We start from the raw sequence: 24,804 nt of genomic DNA on the forward strand, positions 1-24,804 counted from the left end.
AAGGTTTTTGCAAGTCATGACGGAGTTGGTTACCGGAAAAGCGTTGCCCAATGTGGTCGTCACCGGTGTGGCGATGACGACCGCGCTGGCAACTGATGCCGAAACCACCTGGAAGTTGTTGCTGGACAGGCAAAGTGGTATCCGCAAGCTCGAGGACTCGTTCGTCGAGGAATTCGACCTGCCGGTGCGCATCGGCGGGCATCTGCAGGAGGAATTCGACGCCGGACTGACGCGCGCCGAACGCCACCGGATGGGTTACCTGCAGCGGATGTCGACGGTGTTGAGCCGTCGGGTCTGGGAGAACGCCGGTTCGCCGGAGGTCGACAGCGATCGGCTGATGGTGTCCATCGGCACCGGCCTGGGGTCCGCGGAGCAGATCGTGTTCAGCTACGACGATTTGCGGGCTCGCGGCATCAAGGGGGTCTCACCGCTGGCGGTGTCGAAGTACATGCCCGACGGCGCGGCCGTCGCGGTGGGACTGGAGCGGCACGCCAAGGCCGGGGTGATCACGCCGGTGTCGGCGTGCGCGTCGGGTTCTGAGGGCGTGGCGCAGGCGTGGCGCAACATCGTGTTCGGCGAGGCCGACATCGCGATCTGCGGCGGCGTGGAGGTCAGGATCGAGGCGGTCGCGATCGCGGCGTTCGCTCAGATGCGCATCGTGATGTCGACCAAGAACGACGACCCGGTGGGCGCGTGTCGCCCGTTCGACCGCGACCGCACGGGCTTCGTGTTCGGCGAGGCCGGCGCGCTGATGGTCATCGAGACCGAGGAACACGCCAAAGCCCGCGGCGCCAACATCTTGGCCCGCATCATGGGCGCCAGCATCACCTCCGACGGCTACCACATGGTGGCGCCGGACCCCAACGGCGAACGCGCCGGGCACGCCATGAGCCGGGCCATCCAGCTCGCGGGCCTGTCCCCCAGCGATATTCACCACGTCAACGCCCACGCCACCGGCACCTCGGTGGGTGACGTCGCTGAGAGCAAGGCCATCAACAACGCGCTGGGCAGCAACAAGCCGGCCGTCTATGCCCCCAAAGCCGCGCTGGGCCACTCGGTGGGCGCGGTCGGAGCCGTGGAATCCATCCTTACCGTGCTCGCGCTGCGCGACCAGGTGGTCCCGCCCACGCTCAACCTGGAAAACCTCGACCCCGAAATCGACCTCGACGTCGTGGCCGGCAAACCACGGCCGGGCAACTACGAGTACGCGATCAACAACTCGTTCGGGTTCGGCGGACACAACGTGGCCATCGCCTTCGGGCGCTACTGATCCGCGGCATAGACCGCCGCGCTGATCCTCGAGCGCTCGTTTGGTGATCCAGGCACGGGGAAGTCAGCGACTATGGCCTTCGCCGATTATCAAAAAGAGTTGTACGACCAGTCGCTGCACGGAAATCAGCCCCAGTACCCGATCAAGTTCGAGGACCTGGAGGCAAAGGCCGCCGCGGCGATGACGCCGAAAGTGCTGCAATACGTCGCGGGCGGCGCCGGTGACGAGCACACCCAGCGCGCCAACTGTGCGGCGTTCAAGCGCTGGGGCCTGTATCCGCGGATGGGGATCGCCCCGGAGGAACGCGACATGTCGGTCGAGCTGTTCGGCATGAAGTTTCCGTCTCCGATCTTCATGGCACCCATCGGCGTCATCGGGGTGTGCGACCCGAACGGCCACGGGGACATGCTGTGTGCGCGGGCGTCGGTCCGCACCGGCGTCCCGTTCTTCGTCGGCACGCTTACCTCCGACCCGATGGAAGATATCGCCGCCGAGCTCGGGGACACCCCGGCGTTTTTCCAGCTGTACACGCCGCCGGATCGCAAGATGGGCGCCAGCCTGGTGCACCGCGCCGAGGCGGCCGGCTTCACAAGCATCGCCGTCACCCTGGACACCTGGGTCACGGGCTGGCGGCCTCGTGATTTGAGCGGGGGGAACTACCCGCAGGTGCCCAGCGGGTGCCTGGCCAACTACACCAGCGACCCGGTTTTTCGTGCCGACCTGAGCCCGGGCGAAGACGCCACCGAGGCGGCGGTGCGCAAGCTGCCGATCTTCGGCGGCCCGTTCCGGTGGGACGACCTGGAGTGGCTGCGGGCGGAGACAGACCTGCCGCTGATGGTCAAGGGCATCTGCCACCCCGACGATGTTCGCCGCGCCAAAGACATTGGCGTGGACGGCATTTACTGCTCCAACCACGGCGGACGGCAGGCCAACGGTGGGCTGCCCTGCTTGGATTGCCTGCCCGAAGTGCTCGAGGCGGCCGACGGGATGCCGGTGCTGTTCGACTCGGGTGTGCGCAGCGGGGCCGACATCATCAAGGCGCTCGCGCTGGGGGCGACGGCCGTCGGGATCGGCCGTCCCTACGCCTACGGGCTGGCGCTCGGTGGCGTGGACGGCGTTGTGCACGTGCTGCGCTCGGTGCTGGCCGAGGCGGACCTGATCATGGCCGTCGACGGGTATCCCTCGCTGAAGGACCTGACCCCCGAGGCGCTGCGGCCCACCTACTCGTAACTCCCCTCCACATACCAGCGTCGCTGGCGATAGCACAGCAGCAGCGCACGCTCGTTCTCCAGCAACACCTGGGCGCGGGCGGTGCGGCCCTTACTCAATTCGGGGTCCCACCACCGCTCGTCGACCGGCCAGGGCCCGGACCACCAGCACAGCCGCTCGTCGCGGCCGTGGGCGATCATGCGTGCGGGGTCGGCCGAGAACAGCCCCCGGATGGTCACCCGTATCGGGTTTCCTTGGGCGTCAAGCAGTTCCACCGGGTCGTCCAGCAGCACCGCCGGTGACGGCTCGGGCAGCCGGCCGGGCCACGGCGGATCGGGATCGGCCCGCGGCACCGGCTCGTCGCCGAGCGGGATCAGCGTGATGCGTTCGGCCGGGCCGCGCCCGCCGGACAGCACCGGCACTCGCACCGCCTCCGGGCCGAGCAGACCCTGCACCCGCACCAGCGCCCGGCGAGCCCGCAGCCTGTCCTCCTCGCCCAGGCCGCCCCAGAGCGGCAACTGCAGCGCCTCGGCGGAGACCACCTCCACCGCCTTGAGCCGCAACAGCGTCACCGCGGCGGTGGGACGGGGATTGCGTGCGGTGCGGCTGCTCAACCATCCGTCGAGCTGCCAGCGCACCCGGTCGGCGGTGGCGTCTTCGGTCAACGGCTCGGCGCACCGCCAAACCCGGTGCAGTTCTTCGCCGTTGGCGGTGACGGCGTGGATGGCCAGCCGGGTGCATCCCACACCGGCGGCCATCAGCGTCTGATGCAGGCTGCCGGCCAGTGAGCGACCGGCGAACGCCGCGGCATCCACCCGGTCGATCGGCGGGTCGCAGTCCAGCACGGCTTCGAGTTCGGCCGGCGGCTCCCGGCCCGACGGCGGTCGTTCGGGTTCGCCGCGGGCCAACCGGTGTGCGGCCACCCCGTCGGCGCCGAACCGGGAAGCCACGTCGCTGCGCGACAGCGCGGCGAACTGCCCGATGGTGCGAATCCCCATCCGCCACAACAGGTCTGTCAGCTCTTCTCGGCCGGCGCCGGACAGGCTCGGCTCGGTGGCGAGTTGGCGGATGGACAGCACCGACAAGAACTTCGCGTCACCCCCCGGCTCGACGACACGGCCCGCCCGCGCCGCGAAGACCGCGGTGGACAACTGGTCGGCGACCCCGGCCTGACACTCCGCGCCGGCCACTGAACTCACAGCCACCGCATCGATCAGCCGTTCGGCGGCGGTGGCCTCGGACCCGAAATAGCGGGCCGCCCCACGCACCGGCAACACCAGGAGGCCGGGCCGCAGCACCTCGGCGCGGGGCACCAGGTCGTCCACCGCCGCGATCACCGCTTCGAAAAAACGGGCGTCGCGGTCCGCGTCGGCGGCGGTGACGTGCAGTTGCGGGCACCGGGCGGCCGCCTCCCGACGCCGCAGTCCCCGCCGCACCCCCGCCGCGCGGGCGGCCGACGAGCAGGCGATTACCCGGTTGGCCAGCGTGACCGCGATCGGGGTGGTCGCGGACAGACCCGCGGCCGTCGCCGCCGCGACCGCGGGCCAATCCATGCACCAGATCGCCAAAACCCTTGAGTTAGAAGGGGATACCATGGGCTACCCGGCTCGCGCTGGGGTCATCACCCGTCGTCCCGCGCACGTCCCGCTGACCTGCAGCCGCACCCCACCGATCCGGCCGAATCCGGGACGGCCGTCTGCGGTGATCTCGTAACCACAGACCCGGGCGGCAAGGCGCGTCGGCGCCCCCTGCCAATCGCCGCCGGTGACCAACAGGGTGCAGCCCTTGTTCCGGGCGCGGGCCACCACCGCCCGCGCCCGGGTGGGCGGCACCCGGCGCCCACCCAGCCCCAGGACCACCAGATCCATGCCGTCGGCGAGCACCGCGGCCACCTCCACCGGATCGGTGCCGGGATCCGGTATCACCGCGAGCCGGCTCAGATCCGCACCCATCTCCGCGGCGGCCAGCAGCCCGATGTCCGGCTGGCCGACGATTGCGGCGTTGCCGCCGGCCGCCGTGACGGCGGCCACCATGCTCAGCAGCAGCGACCGGGCGCCCGACAGCACCGCGACCGTGCCGCGCGGCACCGGCGCGGGCAGCAGTTCGGCCAGCCACGGCGGGAGGGCCAGCTGGGATTCCGAGTTCGGCAGCAGGTCCTCAGTGGGCGCGGCGGCGGCGGGCGCGGCCTTCTTCCCGGAGATGCTCGCCATCCGCCGGCGAAGCGATTCCAGCTGCTCAGCACGGGTTTCCCGGTGACGACTGGAGGCAAAAGCCGCGGTCATGACCAGCCTCCCCTAATCCCAATTCGAAAGTATGTTCGAAGTAAACACTCGCCCTCCGACAGCCGTCAAGCAACGTGAGGGACAGCGTTATGCGATCGATACTGATGGGGCTGATGGTGCTTTTTTGGTGAGAAATTTTTTCGGCGCTACCGCCGGCCCTCATCCAAAGCCGGCGGCCGCGCGGATCTGCCGACGGGCCGCCAGCGGATCGGAATCGGGAAATATGTAATGGCTCAAGGCGGTTCGCGCGATCGCACCCGCAAGGTCAGGGGCGGCCGCCGCGGCACCGAAGCCACCCTCGCGCGCGCACTGGCGCAGGACGCCCACCAGCCCTTCGGTGATCATCGGCAGCGCCCGGGCCATTTGCTGGTACGCGAAACCCGGCTCCAGGTCGAGCTGCCGCCCGGGCGGCTGATCTTCGACGAAAGTCGCGATGACGTCGACGGCGGCCTCCAGCCGCGCAACCCCGGTCACCCCGGCCATCGCCCTGTCCAGGGCAGCGTTGAAGCGCCGGCGCTCCTGGGTCCCCAGCGCATCGATCAGGGCATCCTTGGAGGCGAAGTAGCGGTAAATGGTCGGCCGGGACACCCCGGCCCGGGTCGCAACGTCGGACAGTGACAGCTTGCGGGCGCCCATGCCGAGCACGAGCTGCCGCGCGGCGTCGAGTATCCGGTCGGCCACATCGGCCTGGGGTGAAGAGGATTGGCGCGGTTCGGCCGTGGGCACTGCGGCCTCCCCTTTCAGGCGGGCACCGAATCGAGCCGGCCCAGTTCACGCAGCCACGGGATCAGCAGGCGCAGCCCGTCGTCGAACGACATCGGGTCGTAGCCGAGGCGCCGGGCCGTCAGGTTGTCCTTGGACCTGGGCTTGCGGACGTCCTTGGCCGCCGCCTCGGCGATGGCCATCAAGGTGGGCCCGAACTCTGCCGTCAACGCTTCCGGGTCGGACCGGTAGTCGAGATCTTCGACCCGATGGTCGATTCCGGCGATCTCACAGGCGCGATTGATACCGGCGGCGGTGCTGATGGTGGCCTGCGACTGGCCGACCAACAGGTATCGCTCGCCGGCGATTCCGCGGTCCAGCGCGGCGATCGAGCCCTTGGCGACATCCCTGCCCGCGACCCATGTCACGGGAAAGGCCAGATAGCGCTTGATCTTTCCGCGCAGACCGGCCAGCAGCACCCTGTTGAAGCTGGTGCGGTGCAGGGCACGCTCGACGACGGGCGCGGGTCCGAAGATCGCGCCGGGGTGGCAGGTCAGCACGTCCTCGCCCGCGGCGGCACGTCGGTGGGCGTCCAGGAACGCGGCGAGCTTGGTGACGGTATAGGGATCGGTGGGCGGGTTTTCCAGCACGGGGGCCTCCTCGAAGTCGAGGTTGGTGCTCAGGTTCAGAAAGGTGGCCGTGCTCAGCGCGACGACTCGGCGCATGCCGTGGCGCTTTGCCGCATCGAGCACGTTGGCGGTGCCCACCACGTTGACCGCCTTGAAGTCGTCGAGGTCTTGACTTGCCCCGCCCAGCAGCGCCGCGCAGTGGATGGCTGCTTCGGCACCCTTGGCCGCCCGAAGCACATCGCCGGCGTCGCTGATGTCGCCCTCGATCAGTTCGACCCCGATACCGGCCAGCGCCGTGGCCTCGTCCGGATTGCGGACCAGCGCGCGGACCCGGTCGCCGCGCTCGATCAGCTGTTCGCAGACATTGCCGCCGGTCTGGCCGGTGGCACCGGTGACGAAGATCGTATCGGCCATGGTCCGACCCCTTCGTTACATATCAAACAATTAGAGTAAAACTTGTAATGCGTGAACTGTAAATACTATGCTGACATCTATGACGCTCGATCCGGCGAGCATCCTGTTGACCGACCGCGTCGCAGTCGTCACCGGTGGCGGGGCAGGCATCGGCCGCGGCATCGCCGCGGGGTTAGTGGGGTTCGGCGCGAAGGTGGCGATTTGGGAGCGCAACCCCGAATCGTGCGCAGCGGCCGCCGAGGAGATCGGCGCGCTGGGCATCCCTACCGACGTGCGCGACAGCGCCGCCGTCGACGCCGCACTCGCACGGACCACCGCGGAGCTCGGCCCCGTCACCATCCTGGTCAACAACGCCGGAGGGGTCTTCTGGTCCGGCATCCTCGACACGAGCGAGAACGGCTGGGACGCACTGTACAAATCCAACCTGCGCCACGTCTACTTATGCACCCAACGGGTGGCGCGCGGACTGGTTGAACGAAAGCTGGCGGGCAGCATCATCAGTGTCACCTCGATCGAAGGCGTCCGCGCCGCACCGGGTTTCGCGACATACGCGGCGGCCAAAGCCGGCGTGATCAACTACACCAAGACCGCGGCTCTCGAACTCGCACCGCATCGCATTCGGGTGAACGCTCTGGCCCCCGACATAACGCTGACCGAAGGCATCATGCAGATGGCCCCTTCGGGCTCGGAGGGACGTTTCGGTTCCGTCGTTCCGATGGGGCGGGCAGGCCATGTCGACGAGATGGCCGGCGCCGCAGTCTTTCTCGCATCCGACATGTCCAGTTACATCACGGGACAGACGATCCATGTCGACGGCGGGACCCACGCCGCCGGCGGCTGGTACCACGATCCAAAGACCGGCGCATACGCCCTGGGACCGACCTGAGGAAGGATTCTGGAACGATCATGCCTCGTATCGAACCCATTCCGATGGATCGGCTCAGCGAGCATTCGCGCCACATCGTCGAGGCAGGAGTCGAAGCGGGACTCTACGCCACGCCGGTGCCGCTGCAGATTTTCGCGTACCGCAGCGCGCAACTTGACCAGGTCAACATGGCCAGGGCCCAGCTTGGGGCCGAAACACTGGTCGGCGCAAGGATATTGGAGCTGTTGCGCATCCGCAGCGCCCAGCTGGGCGAGTGCGAACCCTGCAGCCAGTCCCGCAAGCACGACTCGATCACCGACGAAGACGTTGCGTGTCTGCTGGCCCCGCAGCACGACGCTTTGACGCCGCAGGAGCAGATGGCCGTGGAATTCCTCGACCGGCTTTCGGGCGATCACCGCTCGATCGACGACGAGTTCTACCGGCGGTTGGGAGAACACTTCACCGCAGCGCAGATCGTCGAACTCGGATTCACGTGCGCCTCGACGATGGGACTGCACCGCTTCCTGCACACCCTCGACGTGTATGGCGATTCGCGTCCCGTTATCGGCTACTCGGACGACCAGGTCGATTCTGCCCGTCGGTAAGGACGGCTACTCCCACTCGATGGTGCCGGGTGGCTTGCTGGTGATGTCCAGCACCACGCGGTTGACCTCGGCTACCTCGTTGGTGATTCGGGTCGAGATGCGCTCCAGCACCTCGTAGGGAACCCGGGTCCAGTCGGCGGTCATGGCGTCCTCACTGGTCACCGGCCGCAGCACGATCGGGTGCCCGTAGGTGCGGTTGTCGCCCTGCACGCCCACCGATCGGACGTCGCCCAGCAACACCACCGGGCACTGCCAGATCAGGCTGTCCAGGCCCGCCGCGGTCAGCTCCTCGCGCGCGATCGAATCCGCACGCCGCAGGGTGTCCAACCGCGCCGCGGTGACCTCGCCGACGACCCGGATTCCCAGGCCGGGCCCCGGGAACGGTTGGCGCGCAACGATTTCCTCTGGCAGGCCCAGCTCGCGCCCGACGGCGCGGACCTCGTCCTTGAACAGCAGCCGCAACGGCTCGACGAGTTTGAACTTCAGATCGCCGGGCAGGCCGCCGACGTTGTGGTGGCTCTTGATGTTCGCGGTGCCGCTGCCGCCACCGGACTCCACCACGTCGGGATACAGCGTGCCCTGCACCAGGAACTCGACGTCGGAACCGTTGTCCCCCACGATGTCTCGCACCGCGCCTTCGAAGGCCCGGATGAACTGACGGCCGATGATCTTGCGCTTGCCTTCGGGATTGGTCACTCCAGCGAGCGCATCCAGGAAGGTGTCGGCCGCATCGACGGTGACCAGGTTGGCGCCGGTGGCCGCGACGAAGTCGCGTTGCACCTGTGCGCGCTCACCGGCGCGCAGCAGCCCGTGGTCGACGAAGACACACGTCAACCGGTCCCCGATGGCGCGCTGCACCAGCGCGGCGGCCACCGCGGAATCCACGCCGCCCGACAGCCCGCAAATGGCCCGGCCGTCCCCGATCTGGGCGCGCACCTGCTCGACCAGCGCCTCGGCGATGTTGGCGGCCGTCCAGTGCGCGCCCAGCCCGGCGAAGTCGTGCAGGAATCGGCTGAGCACCTGCTGCCCGTGCGGGCTGTGCATGACCTCCGGGTGGTACTGCACGCCGGCCAGGCGCCGCTGCCGGTTTTCGAAGGCGGCCACCGTTGCGCCGGAGCTGCTGGCCACCACCTCGAACCCGTCCGGCGCCGCCGTGACCGCGTCGCCATGGCTCATCCACACCGGCTGCGAACTCGGTAACCCCGAATGAAGTTCCCCACCAAGGACTTTCAGCTCAGTACGCCCGTATTCGCTGGTGCCGGTGTGCGCGACGGTCCCACCCAGCGCCTGCGCCATGGCCTGAAACCCGTAACAGATGCCGAACACCGGCACCCCGAGATCGAACACAGCCGGATCGAGCTGGGGCGCGCCGTCGGCGTAGACACTGGACGGGCCGCCGGAGAGCACCAGCGCCAGCGGGTCGCGGGCCTTGATCTCCTCGACCGTGGCGGTGTGCGGGATGACCTCGGAAAACACTCGGGCCTCGCGGACGCGGCGGGCGATCAGCTGCGCATACTGCGCGCCGAAGTCCACGACGAGCACCGGTCGAGCCGGCGCACCCGGCGCATCGGATACCTCGAGTTCAGGGGTTTGGGTGGGGTCGGCCACGCACGCGAGTCTAGTGGCTGGCCGCGTCGTCTCCGCCCCGCAGGGCTAGAGCGCAAACGCGGTGCGCAGCGCGCGGACCGCAGCCGCGTCGCCGTCGTACTCGATTCGCCGCAGGGCGGCGTTGCGTTCGCCTGCGTCGGCCCCGAGCCGGGCGGTGACGAGATCCGCCGCCGCGGCCGTCACGGTTACCGCGGGTTCGCCGCGGCCGGCACCGAGGCGACCCTGCGTGACGGCGAATTCGAAACGGCGGCCGTCGATCTCGACGCGGTACGTCGACTCCAGGCCCGCTGCGCCATCGGGGTTGAAGCCGAGCAGTATTCCGGCCAGAAACCCGTTGAGCGGTGATACCGGCGCACCGCCGATCGGATCCAGGTGGTCCACCCCGAACCACGCGAGGCCCTGCAGGATCGGCAGCACCCGCTGCCAGCCCAGGTCGCTGAGCGTGTAGACGGTGCGACCGATCGGCGCCGGCAGGTCGGCCCGCTCGACGAGTCCGGCATCCTGCAGCTCCTTGAGTCGCTCGGCAAGCAGATTGGTTGCGATACCGGGCAGTTCGGCCCGTAGGTCGCCGTAGCGACGGGCTCCGCCGACCAGCTCGCGCAGGATCAGCAGCGTCCACCGCTCGCCCAGCACATCGAGGCCGCGCGCGATCGGGCAGTTCTGGTTGTAGTTCCTGCGGGACGCCACAAGGCCACTTTACCTGGAGGTAGACATCTTTTTCAACTTATTACTTGATTTATTTGTCTACTAGATTTACTGTCTTGTCCATGCGTTCCGACCCCACGTTTCGCGAGCACCCCATTGCCGCGCTCGCCGTCATCTGCCTCGGCGTCTTCGTCATCAGCGTCGACGCCACCATCGTCAACGTCGCGCTGCCCACGTTGTCGCGTGAACTCGGCGCCGACACCGCGCAACTGCAATGGATCGTCGACGCGTACACCCTGGTGATGTCCGGGCTGCTGCTCTCAGTGGGCAGCCTGTCCGACCGCTACGGCAGGCGAGGCTGGCTGAACGCCGGGCTCGCACTGTTCGCTGCCACTTCTGCGGTTGCCGCACAAATGAATTCGGCGGACGCGTTGATCGCTGCGCGCGCGGCCATGGGCGTGGGCGCAGCGGTGATCTTCCCGACCACGCTTGGTCTGATCACCAACATCTTCACCGATCCGATACCACGCGCCAAGGCGATCGGAGTGTGGGCGGCCATGGTCGGCGTCGGAGTCGCCGTCGGGCCGATCAGCGGCGGATGGCTGCTCGAACACTTCTGGTGGGGCTCGATATTCATGGTGAACATCCCGATCGCGGCTCTGGCCATCATCGGCGCCAGGCTGTTCGTTCCCACCTCGCGCGACCCCGCGGCGCCCCGCGTCGACGTCCCCGGCCTCATCCTGTCCGCGACCGGAGTCACGACGCTGGTCTACACGGTCATCGAGGCACCCACCTGGGGATGGACCGACGGGCGCACCGGTGCCGGATTCGCCCTCGCAGCAACACTTCTCGCGGCGTTCGCGCGCTGGGAACGGCGCAGCACCCATCCGATGCTCGACGTCTCGGTCTTCTTCGACCGCAGGTTCTCGGGCGGCAGCCTGGCGGTGACCGCCGGATTTCTCACCCTGTTCGGCTTCATCTTCGTCATCACGCAGTACTTCCAATTCATCAAGGACTACACCGCGTTTCAGGCCGGCGTGCGCCTGCTTCCGGTCGCCGCCTCGATCGCGCTGGCCAGCATCCTGGGGCCCCGGCTGGTCGAACTCGTCGGCACCACCGCCGTCGTCGCCGCCGGTCTCGCCGTGTTCGCCGCCGGCCTGGCCTGGGCGTCGACCGCAGACGCCGCCACACCGTACATCCAGATCGCCACACAGATGTTGCTACTCGGTGGCGGCCTCGGCCTGACCTTCTCGCCGGCCACGGAGGCCATCATGGGATCGCTGCCGGTGGACAAGGCCGGCGTGGGTTCGGCAGTCAACGACACGACACGCGAACTGGGCGGCACCCTCGGCGTCGCCGTCGCGGGCAGCATCTTCGCATCGGTGTACTCGGGACACCTCGGCGCTTCCGCGCTGACGGGATTGCCCGCCGATGCTATGCGCCACTCGATGGCTCTGGCGCACACGGTGATTCAGCGCCTGCCCGCGCAGCAGGCCGCCCAGGTGCGCGTCGCCGTCGATCGCGCGTTTCTGGACGGGATGCGGGTGAGCTCGCTGGTGTGCGCGGGCATCGCACTTGGCGCGGCAATCGTCGTCGGCTGGCTTCTCCCGGCCAGGGAACCGGCGCGTCAACAGGAAAGGACGGGAACGCGATGAGCACCGCACCACAAGGCAGCACCTACGTCTTGGGCCACGCCGACGCGGAGGTGCAGCGGCTCCTCCTGCAAGGACGGCTGTACGACCATTACACGGAGCATGCGCTGCGCCTCGCCGGGCTGCGGCCGGGCATGCGGGTGCTCGATATCGGGTCCGGGCCTGGCGACGTGTCGTTTGTCGCCGCGCGGCTGGTCGGTCCGACGGGGACCGTTCTTGGCGTGGACGCCGCGCCGGCGATGGTCGAGCTCGCGCGCGCCCGTGCAGACGAAAAGTCGTTGCCCACAGTGCGCTTCATCCTGGACGCGGTCGACGAGGTATCGGTGGACGAACCGGTGGACGCGGTGATCGGCCGGTTGATCTTGATGCATCTGCCCGACCCGGCCGCGACGCTGCGGCGTCTCAGTTCCTTCGTGCGCCCCGGTGGGATCGTCGCGTTCTCGGAGAACGACATCACGGCCACGCACACCACCCCGGACATCCCGCTGTTCGGGCAGGTCGTGGCGGCGATCGTTCGCGCCTTCGGGGCCATGGGGCTCAGCGCCGCGTTCGGTACCACACTGCACCGCGTCTTCGCCGACGCGGGCCTGGGCGCCCCGCACCTCATCCAGGGCGCACCGACCGGCACGGCCGCCGACACCGATGTGTTGGCGTACGCCGCCGAAGTCTGGCGCCTGGTGTCCCCCGTCGCCGAGCAGCGCGGTTTCTCCGTCGATACCGACATCGACACTTTCGTCGAGCAATTCCGTCAGCTGGCGCTTGAGGCCGACGCCCTCATCACGATGGCCCCGATGATCACCGCATGGGCGCAGGTGCCGAAATGACGGGCATCATCGAAAACCAGTACTCGACCGGACTTTCGCGGCGCAGCATCGAGCGGGCTTTGATCGACGCCGGCAAGGATCTCGATCGTCTCACGCCCGAGGACCTGGCGCCGCTGGAGGACTTTCACACGATGGGCCGCTTCGCCACCGCCCAGTTGGTGGAGGTGTCGGGAATCGCTGCGCCAAACCGGGTTCTCGACGCGGGCAGCGGGATCGGCGGCACCGCGCGCTACCTCGTCGGCAGCTTCGGCTGCGCTGTCACCGCGGTGGATCTCACCGCCGAATATTGCGAGACCCACCGCTGGCTGAATCGACTTGTCGGGCTGGATGATTCGATCACCGTTGCGCAGGGCGACGTCACCGCATTGCCGTTCCCCGACGGCTCCTTCGACGTCGTCGTCAGCCAGCACGTTCAGATGAACGTGGCCGATAAGGCGCTCCTGTACAGCGAGGCCCGCCGGGTGCTCGCGCCCGGAGGGCCGGCTTGCCCTGTGGGATTTGACGATTGGCGATCGCCGCGCGCTCGACTTCCCGCTGCCCTGGGCCGACGCTACCGCCAACAGCCACCTCGTCACCCCCGACGAGCTGCGCACCGTGATCACCTCGGCCGGATTCGCGGTCGAGCACTGGAACGACCTCACCGCCACCGCGAGCTCGCTCATGCAGGCGTTGCTGGCTCAGCCTCCCCAACCACTGGGCCTGCACGCGTTCGTCACCGACTTCGATCGCAAAGCCCGTAACCTCACCGCGGCGCTGGCCGACGGGAGGCTTCGCGCGATCCAGGGTGTCGCCACGGCAATCGGAACCTAGATCTGGCGACACGCATAGCGGGCATGGTGAAGTGGGTATCGGTTAAACCAGTCACCAAGACCAGGAAGCGAGGACCGCCGGTGAGTTCAGCGCTGGGTCTGCCGGAGAAGGTGCGTGCCTGCCTGTTCGACCTCGACGGCGTGCTCACCGACACGGCCAGTGTGCACACCAAGGCCTGGAAGGCCATGTTCGACGCCTACCTGTCCGACCGGGCCGAGCGCACCGGCGACGAGTTCGTTCCCTTCGACGAGGCCGCCGACTACCGCGAATACGTCGACGGCAAGAAGCGCGAGGACGGCGTCCGCTCATTCCTGGAAAGCCGCGACATCCACCTGCCCGACGGCAGCCCCGACGATCCCGACGACGCCGAGACCATTTATGGCCTGGGCAACCGCAAGAACGACATGTTCCAGAAGGTGCTGAAGGAGGACGGCGTCAAGGTGTTCGACGGGTCCCGCCGCTACCTCGAGGCGGTGTCGGCCGCCGGGCTGGGGATCGCCGTGGTGTCGTCGAGCGCCAACACCCGCGACGTCCTCGAGATCACCGGCCTGGACCGGTTCGTGCACCAGCGGGTGGACGGCGTCACCCTGCGCGACGAACACATCGCCGGCAAGCCGGCCCCCGACTCCTACCTGCGGGGGGCGCAGCTGCTTGACGTCCCCGCCGGCGCCGCGGCGGTGTTCGAGGATGCCTTGTCGGGGGTAGAAGCCGGCCGGGCCGGTAACTTCGGGTTCGTGGTAGGTGTCGACCGGGTGGGCCAGGCCGAGGACTTACGCCGCAACGGCGCCGACGTGGTGGTCACCGACCTCGCCGAGTTGCTGCAATCATGATCACCGACGAATCGTTTCCCGTTGACCCATGGCATGTCCGCGAAACCCAGCTCGACCTCAACCTGCTGGCGAATTCCGAATCCCTGTTCACCCTGTCCAACGGGCACATCGGGCTGCGCGGCAACCTCGACGAGGGTGAGCCGTACGGCCTGCCGGGCACCTACCTGAACTCGTTCTACGAGATCCGGCCGCTGCCCTACGCCGAGGCCGGATACGGCTACCCCGAAGCCGGGCAGACGCTTGTCGACGTCACCAACGGCAAGATCATTCGGCTGCTGGTCGAGGACGAGCCGTTCGACGTCCGCTACGGCGAACTGCTGTCCCACGAGCGGGATCTGGACCTGCGTGCCGGAACGCTGACCCGCACGGCGCACTGGCGCTCACCCGCGGGCAAAGAGGTCAAGGTGGTATCGACCCGGCTGGTGTCCCTGGCCCAGCGGGGCCTCGCCGCCATCGAGTACTGCGTGGAGGCGGTCGACCAGTTCGTGCGGGTGACGGTGCAATCCGAGCTGGTCACCAACGAGGACCAGCCGCAGACATCCGGTGACCCCCGGGTTTCCGCCATCCTGGAGAACCCGCTCGAAGAGGTCGCCCACGAAAACACCGACACCGGAGCGGTTCTCATGCACCGCACGCGCGCCAGCGCGCTGATGATGGCCGCCGGCATGGATCACGAGGTCGACGTCGAAGGCCGCGTGGAGGTCGGCACCGATGCGCGCGCCGACCTGGCGCGAACCACCGTCATCTGTGGTCTGCGCGAGGGACAGAAGCTACGCATCGTCAAATACATCGCGTACGGCTGGTCGAGCATGCGTTCGCGTCCGGCACTGCGTGACCAGGTCGCCGCCGCGCTGCACAGCGGTCGTTATACCGGCTGGCAGGGGCTGCTGGACGCGCAACGCAAGTATCTCGACGATTTCTGGGATTGCGCCGACGTCGAGGTCGAGGGCGACTCCGAATCCCAGCAGGCCGTGCGATTCGGCTTGTTCCACCTGCTGCAGGCCAGCGCCCGGGCCGAACGGCGCGCGATCGCCGCCAAGGGGCTCACCGGAACCGGTTATGACGGCCACGCCTTCTGGGACACCGAGGGTTATGTGCTGCCGGTGCTCACCTACACCGCGCCGCACACGGTGGCCGATGCGCTGCGCTGGCGCGCCTCCACCCTGGACTTGGCCCAGGAGCGGGCAGCCGAGCTGGGGCTGGAGGGCGCCGCCTTCCCGTGGCGGACGATCCGCGGGCAGGAGTGCTCGGCCTACTGGCCGGCCGGCACGGCGGCCTGGCATATCAATGCCGACATCGCCATGGCCTTCGAGCGCTACCGCGTCGTCACCGGGGACCACGATCTGGAGGCCGAGTGCGGCCTGCAGGTGCTGGTCGAGACCGCCCGGCTCTGGATGACCCTCGGCCACCACGACCGGCACGGCGTCTGGCACCTCGACGGTGTCACGGGCCCCGACGAGTACACGGCGGTCGTGCGCGACAACGCCTTCACCAATTTGATGGCCGCGTATAATCTGCGCGTCGCCGCCGAGGCCTGCAACCGCCACCCCGATGTGGCCAAGGCGTTGGGAGTCACCACCGAGGAGACGGCGTCCTGGCGCGATGCCGCCGAGGCCGCCAACATTCCCTACGACTCCGGGCTGGGCGTTCATCAGCAGTGCGAGGGGTTCACCACCTTCGCCGAATGGGACTTCGAACGCAACACCACCTACCCGCTGCTCTTGCACGAGGCATACGTGCGGCTGTATCCCGCGCAGGTGATCAAGCAAGCCGACCTGGTGCTGGCGATGCATTGGCAGAGCCACGCCTTCACCCCCGAGCAGAAGGCCCGCAACGTCGACTATTACGAGCCGCGCATGGTGCGTGACTCGTCGCTGTCGGCGTGCACCCAAGCGGTGATGTGTGCCGAGGTCGGGCATTTGGACCTCGCGCACGACTACGCGTACGAGGCCGCGCTGATCGACCTGCGGGACCTGCACCACAACACCCGCGACGGCCTGCACATGGCCTCGCTGGCCGGTGCCTGGACGGCGCTGGTGGCCGGCTTCGGCGGCCTGCGCGACGACGAGGGCATCCTGTCGCTGGATCCCCAACTGCCCGACGGCATTTCGCGGCTACGGTTCCGGCTGCGGTGGCGCGACTTCCGGGTCACCGTCGACGTCAACCACGACGACGTCACCTACACGCTGCGCGACGGCCCCGGCGGCGAGCTGACCATCCGGCACGCCGGCGAAGAGCTCGAGCTGAGCACCGAATCCGCGACGACAGTCGAGATCTGCCCCCGCAAGCCACTGCTGCCGGCGCCCCAACAGCCGCCCGGCCGCGAGCCCATGCACCGGCGGGCGCTTTCGCGGCGTCACTGAGGGTCGGCGGGCTCGAGAATCCGTTGCACCTCGGCGCCGACCGCGTGGCGTAGTTCGGCATCCGTCAGGTCTTCGATCCCGGTGGCCGAGCGCAGGATTGGGGCGAACAACCGCCAACCGAATTGCAGCGCAAGGGCATTGGCGACCGCGAGCCGGGCCGTGACCTCGTCATCGTACTGCGGCCGCACTCCGTCGAGCAGCGTCGCGATGTTGGGAAAGCGTTTCTGTAGCTGGCCCGCCGGATAGCCGTCCAGGACGGTGCGGGCCATCACCCGCATCTGCCGGTCCAGGGAACTCTCCAGCACGCCCGCGGGCGCATCGGTTTCCAGCAGGGTGCTCAGGTTGGCGCCCAGATGATCGAGCACGGCACCGACCAGTCGCTCCTTGGTGCCGAAGTGGCGAAACACCAATCCGTGGTTGACGTTGGATCGCGCGGCGATTTCGCGGATGGACGTCGCGGCCGGACCGCGCTCGGCGAACAGATCGGTGGCGGCCTCCAGGATCGCCGCGGCAACTTCCGCGCGCCCGGTGGGCGCTTTTCCGCGACCCGTTGCGGAAGTTGTAGTCATCTGACTACACTACCAAATGTAGTCAGCTGACTACACCCCTTTTGATTTCAAGGATGACGAAAATGACAGGTCAGTTAACCGTCACCAAGCTGGGCAGCCGCATCGGCGCCCGGGTGGACGGGGTTCGCCTGGGCGGCGATCTCGACCAGGACGTGGTCGAGGAGATCCGCCGGGCGCTGTTGGCCCACAAGGTGATCTTCTTCCGTCACCAGCACCACCTCGACGACTCCCGGCAGCTCGCGTTCGCCGAGTTGCTGGGCACGCCCGTGGGCCACCCGGCCGCCGGCGCCCTGGCCGCCCGGGACGTCCCGGTGATCACCCCGATCGACTCCGAGTACGGCAAGGCGAACCGCTGGCACACCGACGTGACGTTCGCCGCCAACTATCCCGCGGCGTCGATCCTGCGCGCGGTCAAGCTGCCGAGCTATGGCGGTGCGACGCTGTGGGCGTCGACCGCGGCGGCTTATCAGCACCTGCCCGAGCCGCTGAAAACTCTGGCGGAAAATCTCTGGGCGCTGCACACCAACCGCTACCACTACGTGACCGCGGAAGCGGCCGTGTCGATGAGCGACGCACAGCGGGCGCTTCGGCAGGCGTTCGAAAAGCCGGACTTTCGCACCGAGCATCCCGTGGTGCGGGTGCATCCGGAGACCGGTGAACGCACCCTGCTGGCCGGTGATTTCGTGCGCGGCTTCGTCGGCCTGGACAGTCACGAATCCAGTGTCCTGCTGGAACTGCTGCAGCGACGGATCACCTTGCCGGAGAACACGATTCGCTGGAACTGGGCGCACGGCGACGTCGCCATGTGGGACAACCGCGCGACCCAGCACCGGGCGATCGACGACTACGACGACCAGCCCCGGCTGATGCACCGCGTCACCCTGATGGGCGACGTTCCGGTCAACGTGCGCGGTGAGCGCAGCCGGGTTGTCAGCGGCGCCCCGCTGGACGTGCTCGCAAGCTGATGGTGACGACCCGCAGCGCCCGGCTACGCCGCGCTCGCGATCGTCACGAAGCTAGCTGGCGTCGGCGGTGGAGCTTATGTGATTGCTCGGCAACCAGCGCAGCGCGCCGGGCGCCTCGGCAGGGACGACGGGCGCCTGGGGAGGGATGGGCTCCAGCCGTCGATACGGCTCGCCCTGCGCGGGGCGCTCGTCGTTCTCGCCAACGTTCGGCCACAACGACGCGGCCCGCTCGGCCTGGGCGGTAATTGACAACGAGGGGTTGACGCCCAGGTTCGCCGAGATCGCCGCGCCGTCCACCACGAACAGCGTCGGGTAGCCGTAAACCCGGTGATACGGGTCGATGACCCCATGCTCGGCGTTGTCGCCGATCACGGCGCCGCCCAGGAAATGCGCGGTCAGCGGGATGTTGAACAGCTCTCCCCAGGTGCCGCCGGCCACGGCGTCGATTTTGTCGGCGATGCGGCGGGTGACCTGGTTGCCGACCGGAATCCAGGTCGGGTTCGGCTCGCCGTGTCCCTGCTTGCTGGTGTACCAGCGGATGCCCAGCTTGCCGCGCTTGGTGTAGGTGGTGATCGAGTTGTCCAGGTGCTGCATGACCAGGGCGATCAGCGTGCGTTCGCTCCATTGACTGACGTTGAGCAACCGCATCATGCGGCGCGGATCGTCGCGGGCCTGATCCCACAGCTGCTTCCAGCGCGGCACGTCGCTACCCTCGGGGCCGGTCCCGTCGGTCATCAGCGTCTGCAGCAGCCCCATCGCGTTGGAGCCCTTGCCGTAGCGGACCGGTTCGATGTGGGTGTCCGACGTCGGGTGGATCGACGACGTGATCGCCACCCCGTGCGTCAGGTCGAGGTCCGGGTCGACCTCGAGCTTCCCGGCGCCGACGATGGATTCGGAATTGGTGCGGGTGAGCATGCCCAGCCGATTCGAGAGCCGGGGCAGCAGACCCTGATCGCGCATGTTGAACAGCAGATGCTGGGTGCCCCAAGTTCCGGCGGCCAGGACCACATGCTTGGCCGTGTAGGTGCGCCGGTCGCGGCGCAGCCAACTTCCGGTGCGGACGGTGCGGACCTCCCACAGCCCGTCGGGACGCTGCTGGAAGCGCTTCACCGTGGTCATCGGAATCACTTGCGCCCCAGCCAATTCCGCGAGAGCGAGGTAGTTCTTCAGCAGGGTGTTCTTGGCGCCGTAGCGGCAGCCGGTCATGCAGCAACCACATTCCAGGCACCCGGTGCGCTCCGGCCCCGCGCCACCGAAATACGGGTCCGGCACCGTCTTGCCCGGGGCCTTGGTGCCGTCGGGGCCGAAGAACACGCCGACCGGCGTCGGCACGAACGTGTCGCCACAGCCCATCTCGTCCGCGACCTGTTTGACGATCCGGTCGGCGTCGGTGAAGGTCGGGTTCTCCACCACGCCGAGCATCCGCTTGGCCTGCTCGTAGTGCGGCATCAGCTCGTCGCGCCAGTCGGTGATGTGCTTCCACTGCGGGTCGTTGAAGAACGGTTCCGGCGGCACATACAGGGTGTTGGCGTAGTTCAGCGAGCCGCCACCTACCCCGGCCCCGGCCAGGATCAACACGTTCTTCAGCGGATGGATGCGCTGAATTCCGTAGCACCCCAGCTTCGGGGCCCACAAGAACTTGCGCAGATCCCAGGACGTCTCGGCGAAGTCCTTGTCCTCGAATCGGCGGCCGGCCTCGAGTACGCCAACGCGGTAGCCCTTCTCCGTCAGCCGCAATGCGCTGACGCTGCCCCCGAAACCCGAACCGATGATCAATACGTCGTAATCCGGCTTCATCGCACCAGTATGGCCTTACCCGCAGGTAACAAGCCAGCGCCCGCAGTCAGCTACCGACGGTCAGGCCGACCTTCTGGAACTCCTTGAGGTCGCAATAGCCGGCCTTGGCCATCGACCGGCGCAGCCCACCGACCAGGTTGAGGCTGCCGAACGGGTCGTCGGAGGGGCCGTTGAGCACCTGCCGCAGCGACGGGCGCTCGCCGACCGCGATCTGCAGCAGCGCCCCGCGCGGCAGCGACGGGTGCGCCGCGGCGGCCGGCCAGAACCATCCCTCGCCCAGCGCCTCGGCCGACTCGGCGAGTGGCGTGCCGAGCACCACCGCGTCGGCCCCGCAGGCGATCGCCTTCGCCAGCTCGCCCGAGGTGTGGATGTCGCCGTCGGCCAGCACGTGCACGTAGCGGCCGCCGGTCTCGTCGAGGTACTCGCGCCGCGCGGCGGCGGCGTCGGCGATCGCGGTGGCCATCGGCACGCTGATGCCCAGCACCTCGTCGCTGGTGGTCACTCCCCTGGTGGCGCCGTAGCCGACGATGACGCCCGCGGCGCCGGTGCGCATCAGGTGCAGCGCGGTGCGGTGGTCTTGCACCCCGCCGGCGACCACCGGGACGTCGAGCTCGGAGATGAAGGTCTTGAGGTTCAGCGGTTCGCCGTCGCTGGCCACCCTTTCGGCCGAGACGATGGTGCCCTGGATGACCAGCAGGTCGATGCCGGCCTGCACCAGCACCGGCGTGAGCGCCTGCGCATTCTGCGGGCTGACCCGCACCGCGGTGGTGACCCCCGCCTCCCGGATCCGGGCGACCGCGGCGCCCAGCAGGTCCGGGTTGATTGGCGCGGAGTGGAATTCCTGCAGCAGCCGGATCGCCGCCGAGGGTTCGGGCTCCTTGCTGGCGGCCTCGACCAGCTGCGCGATCTTGGCCTCGACGTCGGCGTGCCGCCCGATCAGTCCCTCGCCGTTGAGCACGCCCAGGCCGCCGAGTTTGCCGAGCTCGATCGCGAACTCCGGCGACACCAGCGCGTCGGTCGGATGGGCCAACACCGGGATCTCGAACCGGTAGGCGTCCAGCTGCCAGGCCGTCGACACGTCCTGCGACGAGCGGGTGCGCCGGGACGCCACGATGCTGATTTCGCTCAGTTCATAACTGCGACGGGCGACGCGGCCCATCCCGATCTCGACCATGTGGGCCTCAGCGTGCGTAGTAGTTGGGGGCTTCGACGGTCATGGCGACGTCGTGCGGGTGGCTTTCCCGCAAGCCCGCCGCCGTGATCCGGACGAACTGCGCCTGTTGCAGCGCCTCGATGCTCGCCGAGCCGGTGTAGCCCATCGCCGCGCGCAGCCCGCCGGTCAGCTGGTGGATCACCGAGGACAGCGGGCCGCGGAAGGGCACCCGGCCCTCGATTCCCTCCGGCACCAGCTTGTCTTCGGAGAGCGCATCGTCGGCGAAGTAGCGGTCCTTGGAGTACGACTTTCCGGTGCCCGAGCCGCGGCCGGCCATGGCGCCCAGCGACCCCATCCCCCGATAGCTCTTGAACTGCTTGCCGTTGACGAAGATCAGCTCGCCGGGGGCCTCGGCGGTGCCCGCCAACAGCGAGCCAAGCATGGCCGTCGACGCCCCGGCGGCCAGTGCCTTGGCGATGTCGCCTGAGTACTGCAGGCCGCCGTCGGCGATCACCGGCACGCCCGCCGGGCCGCAGGCCGCGACCGCCTCCAGAATCGCCGTGATTTGTGGTGCGCCGACGCCGGCCACCACCCGGGTGGTGCAGATCGAGCCCGGCCCGACGCCCACCTTCACCGCGTCGGCCCCGGCGGCGACCAGGGCCGCGGCCGCCGAGCGGGTCGCGACGTTGCCGCCGATCACCTCGACCTTCTCGCCCACCTCGGCCTTGAGCTTGCCGACCATGTCGAGCACCAGCCGGTTGTGCGCGTGCGCGGTGTCCACGATCAGTACGTCGACACCCGCGTCGACCAGCATCATCGCGCGCACCCAGGCGTCGCCGCCGACGCCGACGGCGGCGCCCACCAGCAGCCTGCCGTCACTGTCCTTGGTGGCCAGCGGGTGTTGCTCGGTCTTGACGAAATCCTTGACGGTGATCAGACCGGTCAACCGGCCGTGGCCGTCGACGATCGGCAGCTTCTCGATCTTGTGGCGTCGCAACAGGCCCAGGGCCGCGTCGGCGGACACGCCCTCCTGCGCGGTGATCAGCGGGGCCTTCGTCATCACCTCGGCGACCTTCTTGGTCTGGTCGACCTCGAACCGCATGTCGCGGTTGGTGATGATGCCGACGAGCGCTCCAGACTCGTCGACCACCGGCAACCCGGAGATCCGGAACCGCGCGCACATCGCGTCGACCTGGGCCAGGGTGTTGTCGGGGCGGCAGGTGACGGGATCGGTGACCATGCCGGCCTCCGACCGTTTGACCATCTCGACCTGGCCGGCCTGTTCGGCGACCGGCAGGTTGCGATGCAGCACACCCATGCCGCCGGCCCGGGCCATCGCGATCGCCATCCGCGACTCGGTGACGGTGTCCATCGCCGAACTCACCAGCGGCACCTTGAGCCTGATCTTCTTGGTGAGCTGGCTGGAAGTGTCCGCGGTCGCGGGGACCACGTCAGAAGCCGCGGGCAGCAACAGCACGTCGTCGAACGTCAGCCCGAGCATGGCGATCTTGTGCGGATTGTCGCCTCCGGTGGGCACCGGGTCATCGACCAGGCCACCTACCCGCACATAAGCACTGCCGACGAGGTCGGAACTGTCTTCCAGGTGGGACGTGCCACGGGTCATCTCCTGCGCCCTCCAAACGATGCGGAGTGAGAGGCCCATCCTATCGGCTCGCCTCCCGCGGTAGTCGGCTTGCTCGGGCGCGCCGCCCGCACCAAACGACGGGAATGGCGCGTGGGCTCCCTGCTGGCGTTATCCCCGGCGGGCTGCGTAGGCTAGGGGCGTGCGCGACCACCTCCCACCGGGTTTGCCGCCCGACCCCTTCGCCGACGACCCTTGTGATCCGTCGGCTGCGCTGGAAGCCGTCGAGCCGGGCCAGCCCCTGGATCAACAGGAGCGGATGGCCGTCGAGGCCGACCTCGCCGATCTGGCCGTGTACGAGGCACTGCTGGCGCACAAGGGCATTCGCGGACTCGTGGTCTGCTGCGACGAATGTCAGCAAGATCACTACCACGACTGGGACATGCTGCGCGCGAACCTGCTGCAGCTGCTGATCGACGGGACCGTGCGTCCGCACGAGCCCGCCTACGATCCCGAGCCGGATGCCTACGTCACGTGGGATTACTGCCGGGGCTACGCGGACGCGTCGCTCAACGAGGCGACGTCCGACGCCGACGGTTTCCACCGCCGGCACTGATCACTCACTGATTCGGGCTTAGCGGCGCCACCGGGGGTGGCGTCTGCCCGTGATGGTGATGCTTGCTTGGACTCGGCGGCACGCTCGGCGGGCTGAGCGGCGCGGGCGTAGCCACTTTCGTCGGTGCGACCGAGGCGGCGGGCGGCGCCGCCGGAATCGCGGTGGCCGGCCCGGGTGGCGCCGCGGGAGGCGAGGCGACCGGCAGCGTGGCGTTCGGGTCGCGCGCATCGACCTTGGCGTTCAACAGCTTCAGCTGGTTCGTCAGGTCTTGTTTGCTGGCCGGGTCGTCGATCGACTGCACCAGGCTGCTCACCTCGGTCAGCTGATTCTTGGCCTGCTCCCACTGCCCCCGGTCGATCGATTCCTGGACCTTCGCCAGGTCGGCCTTGGCGGCGAGCATCTCTTGACTTCCGTGTACCTGGGGTTCGTCGAAGAACATCGCGTGCAACCCGTACAGGGTGCCGCCGGGGCGGGCCTCGACCACCATGGCGCCGAACCCACTGAGCACTATCAGCGCCGCGGCGACCGACCCGATGACGGCCAGGCCACGATGGCCCCGCGGGCGCTCGGCCAGTCCGGTCCGCAACGCGTTCACCGCCTCTTCGGGCGTCACCAGCGCACTGGCCGGCGGCCACCTCAGGTTGTCGCGCCAGTCCTCCAGCAACGAGGTCAGCACCTCGACGTCGGGGTCCTCGACATCCACCGGCCGGCGCTGCGCGAGCGCATCGAGCAGCAGGTCGGTGCGGGCGAATTCATCCAGGGATTCAGGCACAGTCACCTGCCGCGATCATCTCGGACTTCAACCGCGACAGAGCGCGGTGCTGGGCAACTCGGACCGCCCCGGTTGTACTGCCGACCGCGGCGGCGGTCTCCTCTGCGGACAACCCGACGACGACACGCAGGATCAGGATTTCGCGCTGCTTGGCGGGCAGGATCTCGAGCATTTCGCTCATCCGGCTCGCCGAATCGTTTTCGATCGCAAGCTGTTCGGGTCCCGCGTCGTTCGACCACCGCTCGGGAATCGTGTCGGTGGGATAGGCCAGATCGCGTCCGGCGGCCCGGTGCGCATCGGCGACCTTGTGGGCCGCGATGCCATAGAGGAAGGCCAGGAAGGGGCGTCCGCGATCGCGATAACGCGGCAGTGCCGTGATAGTCGCCAAGCACACCTCCTGTGCCACGTCATCCGCTGACAGCCCACCCCGATCGACCGTGCCGACACGCGCTCGGCAATATCGGACGACGATCGGACGGATGGTCTCCAGCACCTCCCTCAATGCGTTGTGGTCTCCGGTGACGGCCTGGGCGACCACGGCGTCGAGACGTTCCCCTGCTGGAATTGTCATCGACGGTGATCTCTCCAACGTTACGAAGCGGACACATCGCGGCCCAACCGGGCTAACTTACGAAATGACGA

The 24,804-nt window shown here is 68.3% G+C and carries 23 protein-coding genes; 11 read left to right on the forward strand and 12 right to left on the reverse strand.

Annotated features, from left to right (window positions below; genetic code table 11):
- Positions 1 to 16: 16 nt before the first annotated feature.
- Positions 17 to 1,270 carry a 3-oxoacyl-ACP synthase KasB gene (kasB, locus tag AC5Y30_RS20105; RefSeq protein WP_499920530.1) on the forward strand — a complete coding sequence of 418 codons (1,254 nt, stop codon included), beginning with the start codon at positions 17 to 19 and terminating at the stop codon, positions 1,268 to 1,270.
- A gap of 72 nt (positions 1,271 to 1,342) precedes the next feature.
- Positions 1,343 to 2,500: an alpha-hydroxy-acid oxidizing protein gene (locus AC5Y30_RS20110; protein ID WP_499920532.1), complete on the forward strand. Its 1,158-nt coding sequence runs from the start codon at positions 1,343 to 1,345 to the stop codon at positions 2,498 to 2,500.
- Here AC5Y30_RS20110 and AC5Y30_RS20115 read toward each other — a convergent pair.
- The 4 genes from AC5Y30_RS20115 to AC5Y30_RS20130 all read right to left on the reverse strand — a co-directional run bounded on the left by AC5Y30_RS20115 (position 2,491) and on the right by AC5Y30_RS20130 (position 6,506).
- A complete protein-coding gene (locus AC5Y30_RS20115) occupies positions 2,491 to 4,074 on the reverse strand; it encodes a DNA polymerase Y family protein (protein ID WP_499920534.1) in 1,584 nt (527 codons plus the stop codon). The two genes, AC5Y30_RS20110 and AC5Y30_RS20115, sit on opposite strands and share 10 nt — an antisense overlap.
- A gap of 3 nt (positions 4,075 to 4,077) precedes the next feature.
- Complete coding sequence (imuA', locus tag AC5Y30_RS20120) at positions 4,078 to 4,761, reverse strand: DnaE2-dependent mutagenesis accessory factor ImuA' (protein ID WP_499920537.1); 684 nt, start codon at positions 4,759 to 4,761, stop codon at positions 4,078 to 4,080.
- Between the two features lie 159 nt (positions 4,762 to 4,920).
- Positions 4,921 to 5,487 (reverse strand): TetR/AcrR family transcriptional regulator, encoded by a 567-nt coding sequence (locus AC5Y30_RS20125; protein WP_499920539.1) that lies wholly within the window; start codon positions 5,485 to 5,487, stop codon positions 4,921 to 4,923.
- A gap of 14 nt (positions 5,488 to 5,501) precedes the next feature.
- Positions 5,502 to 6,506 (reverse strand): NAD-dependent epimerase/dehydratase family protein, encoded by a 1,005-nt coding sequence (locus AC5Y30_RS20130; RefSeq protein ID WP_499920542.1) that lies wholly within the window; start codon positions 6,504 to 6,506, stop codon positions 5,502 to 5,504.
- Between the two features lie 79 nt (positions 6,507 to 6,585).
- Between AC5Y30_RS20130 and AC5Y30_RS20135 the strand changes: the two genes are divergently transcribed.
- Positions 6,586 to 7,392: an SDR family NAD(P)-dependent oxidoreductase gene (locus tag AC5Y30_RS20135; RefSeq protein WP_499920543.1), complete on the forward strand. Its 807-nt coding sequence runs from the start codon at positions 6,586 to 6,588 to the stop codon at positions 7,390 to 7,392.
- 20 nt (positions 7,393 to 7,412) lie between these two features.
- Positions 7,413 to 7,976 (forward strand): carboxymuconolactone decarboxylase family protein, encoded by a 564-nt coding sequence (locus AC5Y30_RS20140; protein ID WP_499920545.1) that lies wholly within the window; start codon positions 7,413 to 7,415, stop codon positions 7,974 to 7,976.
- Between the two features lie 6 nt (positions 7,977 to 7,982).
- On the opposite strand, the gene guaA is transcribed toward AC5Y30_RS20140, so the two are convergent.
- Together guaA and AC5Y30_RS20150 are read right to left on the reverse strand one after the other, a co-directional pair.
- Entirely contained in the window at positions 7,983 to 9,584 is a 1,602-nt protein-coding gene (gene guaA / locus AC5Y30_RS20145; protein WP_499920546.1) for a glutamine-hydrolyzing GMP synthase, read from the reverse strand.
- A 45-nt stretch (positions 9,585 to 9,629) separates the two neighbouring features.
- Positions 9,630 to 10,271, reverse strand: a complete 642-nt coding sequence (locus AC5Y30_RS20150) for a winged helix-turn-helix transcriptional regulator (RefSeq protein ID WP_499920548.1) — start codon at positions 10,269 to 10,271, stop codon at positions 9,630 to 9,632.
- Between the two features lie 80 nt (positions 10,272 to 10,351).
- On the opposite strand from AC5Y30_RS20150, the gene AC5Y30_RS20155 reads away from it, so the two are divergent.
- The 5 genes from AC5Y30_RS20155 to AC5Y30_RS20175 all read left to right on the forward strand — a co-directional run bounded on the left by AC5Y30_RS20155 (position 10,352) and on the right by AC5Y30_RS20175 (position 16,708).
- Positions 10,352 to 11,884: an MFS transporter gene (locus AC5Y30_RS20155; RefSeq protein WP_499920550.1), complete on the forward strand. Its 1,533-nt coding sequence runs from the start codon at positions 10,352 to 10,354 to the stop codon at positions 11,882 to 11,884.
- Complete coding sequence (locus AC5Y30_RS20160) at positions 11,881 to 12,705, forward strand: methyltransferase domain-containing protein (protein WP_499920552.1); 825 nt, start codon at positions 11,881 to 11,883, stop codon at positions 12,703 to 12,705. Before AC5Y30_RS20155 ends, AC5Y30_RS20160 begins: the two co-directional genes overlap by 4 nt.
- The gene (locus AC5Y30_RS20165) at positions 12,702 to 13,445 is read left to right on the forward strand and encodes a class I SAM-dependent methyltransferase (RefSeq protein ID WP_499920554.1); all 744 of its coding nucleotides are present in this window, start codon (positions 12,702 to 12,704) and stop codon (positions 13,443 to 13,445) included. Before AC5Y30_RS20160 ends, AC5Y30_RS20165 begins: the two co-directional genes overlap by 4 nt.
- Positions 13,446 to 13,538: 93 nt before the next feature.
- Entirely contained in the window at positions 13,539 to 14,345 is an 807-nt protein-coding gene (locus AC5Y30_RS20170; protein ID WP_499920556.1) for a beta-phosphoglucomutase family hydrolase, read from the forward strand.
- A complete protein-coding gene (locus tag AC5Y30_RS20175) occupies positions 14,342 to 16,708 on the forward strand; it encodes a glycoside hydrolase family 65 protein (RefSeq protein WP_499920558.1) in 2,367 nt (788 codons plus the stop codon). The genes AC5Y30_RS20170 and AC5Y30_RS20175 overlap by 4 nt, the downstream gene beginning before the upstream one ends.
- Here AC5Y30_RS20175 and AC5Y30_RS20180 read toward each other — a convergent pair.
- Positions 16,702 to 17,277 carry a TetR/AcrR family transcriptional regulator gene (locus AC5Y30_RS20180; RefSeq protein ID WP_499920560.1) on the reverse strand — a complete coding sequence of 192 codons (576 nt, stop codon included), beginning with the start codon at positions 17,275 to 17,277 and terminating at the stop codon, positions 16,702 to 16,704. The two genes, AC5Y30_RS20175 and AC5Y30_RS20180, sit on opposite strands and share 7 nt — an antisense overlap.
- Before the next feature lie 62 nt (positions 17,278 to 17,339).
- Here AC5Y30_RS20180 and AC5Y30_RS20185 point away from each other — a divergent pair, with 62 nt between their 5' ends.
- Positions 17,340 to 18,242, forward strand: a complete 903-nt coding sequence (locus AC5Y30_RS20185) for a TauD/TfdA dioxygenase family protein (RefSeq protein WP_499920562.1) — start codon at positions 17,340 to 17,342, stop codon at positions 18,240 to 18,242.
- 51 nt (positions 18,243 to 18,293) lie between these two features.
- Here the strand turns inward: AC5Y30_RS20185 and AC5Y30_RS20190 are convergent, their stop codons facing one another.
- From AC5Y30_RS20190 to guaB, 3 genes are read right to left on the reverse strand one after another with little or no spacing between them, the layout of a single operon-like run.
- Positions 18,294 to 20,039 carry a GMC family oxidoreductase N-terminal domain-containing protein gene (locus AC5Y30_RS20190; protein WP_499920564.1) on the reverse strand — a complete coding sequence of 582 codons (1,746 nt, stop codon included), beginning with the start codon at positions 20,037 to 20,039 and terminating at the stop codon, positions 18,294 to 18,296.
- Positions 20,040 to 20,085: 46 nt separating this feature from the next.
- Positions 20,086 to 21,213 (reverse strand): GuaB3 family IMP dehydrogenase-related protein, encoded by a 1,128-nt coding sequence (locus tag AC5Y30_RS20195; RefSeq protein WP_499920566.1) that lies wholly within the window; start codon positions 21,211 to 21,213, stop codon positions 20,086 to 20,088.
- 7 nt (positions 21,214 to 21,220) lie between these two features.
- On the reverse strand, positions 21,221 to 22,816 hold the full coding sequence (gene guaB, locus AC5Y30_RS20200; RefSeq protein ID WP_499920568.1) for an IMP dehydrogenase: 1,596 nt from the start codon (positions 22,814 to 22,816) through the stop codon (positions 21,221 to 21,223).
- Between the two features lie 160 nt (positions 22,817 to 22,976).
- On the opposite strand from guaB, the gene AC5Y30_RS20205 reads away from it, so the two are divergent.
- Positions 22,977 to 23,390: a DUF5319 domain-containing protein gene (locus AC5Y30_RS20205; RefSeq protein WP_007773416.1), complete on the forward strand. Its 414-nt coding sequence runs from the start codon at positions 22,977 to 22,979 to the stop codon at positions 23,388 to 23,390.
- Between the two features lie 4 nt (positions 23,391 to 23,394).
- On the opposite strand, the gene AC5Y30_RS20210 is transcribed toward AC5Y30_RS20205, so the two are convergent.
- Together AC5Y30_RS20210 and AC5Y30_RS20215 are read right to left on the reverse strand one after the other, a co-directional pair.
- The gene (locus tag AC5Y30_RS20210; RefSeq protein ID WP_499920570.1) at positions 23,395 to 24,168 is read right to left on the reverse strand and encodes an anti-sigma-D factor RsdA; all 774 of its coding nucleotides are present in this window, start codon (positions 24,166 to 24,168) and stop codon (positions 23,395 to 23,397) included.
- A complete protein-coding gene (locus AC5Y30_RS20215; RefSeq protein ID WP_499920572.1) occupies positions 24,155 to 24,733 on the reverse strand; it encodes a sigma-70 family RNA polymerase sigma factor in 579 nt (192 codons plus the stop codon). Before AC5Y30_RS20215 ends, AC5Y30_RS20210 begins: the two co-directional genes overlap by 14 nt.
- Positions 24,734 to 24,804: the final 71 nt, after the last annotated feature.

The organism is Mycobacterium sp. NGS27 (genome assembly GCF_059813005.1).